Below are 1,501 nucleotides of genomic sequence, written 5' to 3'. Positions count from 1 at the left end.
GCCCCAAGTTCGCTGTGAAGATGCGAATCCCGGCGGCCCTGCAGCCGAATTCCCTGTGGACCAGTCTGACCGGCGGGGGCGGTCTGATGGCTGACAGGGAGCGGGCGGACGCCGCCCATACTCGGCCGAGTGGCTCCATTGAACGGGTGATCACGCTCCGCGGGGTAACAGCGACCATGGCGGCAGTGGTCGGGCTCACGTTCTTGTTCGGGTTCGGGAATGTGTGGACGTTGGCGCTGCGGTTGGGAGTACCGCCATGGGTAGCGCCTCTGGTGGCTTCGGCAGTTGATCTGTCCGTGCTGGGGTTGCTGCTGGGCACCCGGTACCTTGCTCTGCACGGCGCGCGTCCGGAGCAGCTCCGCCCGGCGCGCCGCCTACTGGTTATCTCCAGTGTGATGACTCTGGCGCTGAACGTGACGGATCCGCTACTCACCGGTCAGTCGGGGAAAGCTGCTTTTGATGCGGTGGGACCGTCGCTTCTGATCGGTTGGGCAGAGGTCGGTCCGGGCCTGCTTCAAGCGATCAGCGGCGTCGGGGCAGAGGATTCGGTGACTCCGGGACCAGATGCTGCCGCGGAGCGCCCTGTGATTCATACGGCCGTCGGGACGGAGAAAGCGGATGCCGATGCCGAGGACACATGTTCCCCACTTTTGGAAGATCTTGATCAACATAATGACCCCGAATCTGACGAGGACGATCTCCTGGAGCGCGCGCGGCGCGAGGACGCTCGGCATTGGAAAGCGCATCGGCGTCCGATTTCGGCAGAGACGTTGCGGAAGCGCCTTCATGTGGGAGCGGCAAGATCCCGGATGCTGGTGGCCATGGTACGTGCGGACGACTGCGACCGCATGAAGACTGAGGGGACGCCTCGCGACGCGCCAGGGTGATCGACCAGTCATAGCGGCGTCGCTGGTGCGGGCGGGAAGATTTCGCGTGATGGATGGGCCGGACGGTGAGCGTGACTCTCAATGCATGCATGCCAAGCGCACCCACATGAGGTAACAGGAGAGACGGAACCCGGTGTACAGGCCGACTCGTCCGCCACCAGGTCTCTGACCTGGTCTTGTGCCCTGTTCAGGGCACTCGGTAGAAAACTGCCGCACTTCCCTCTGCTACCTGGGAGTTCCCGGGACTTCCCACGCGAGTGTGCACTGGTTGTGGTCACGTCCGCTGGAGTGGTGCATCGACGGCCACTCGGTGATCCGTTATTGAGGCTATGCAGTGGGTTCGGTAGGCAGGCCAGGTTCGACGTGATGCGCGCCCTGGCGCTTGCGATGCTCGGTCGTCCCGAAGAACGACCTCCACGCGGGAGTCGACAGCGGCCCACATGGCGGTAGCGGTGTTGCGATCCTCCAGAGCTGATGAGGACCCGTCGACCTGGGCGAGGTGTCATCGGCCGTACTCACGTTGCGAGCCCTCCAGGGCTGATGAGGACCCCAGCCCGGTCCGGGCTCAGGCGGTGCGGTCTCCCGTTGCGAGCCCTCCAGGGCTGATGAGGACC

Annotated in this window: 1 protein-coding gene; it reads left to right on the top strand. The window is 64.5% G+C overall.

Annotated features, from left to right (window positions below):
* Positions 1-887, top strand: an 887-nt coding sequence (locus VT50_RS37865; RefSeq protein WP_206269556.1) for a hypothetical protein, incomplete at its 5' end; no start/stop codon positions are given.
* Positions 888-1,501 lie beyond the last annotated feature (614 nt).

The organism is Streptomyces antioxidans, from assembly GCF_000968685.2.
Classification (GTDB): domain Bacteria; phylum Actinomycetota; class Actinomycetes; order Streptomycetales; family Streptomycetaceae; genus Streptomyces; species Streptomyces antioxidans.
This window is presented reverse-complemented; position numbering and strand designations above follow the sequence as displayed.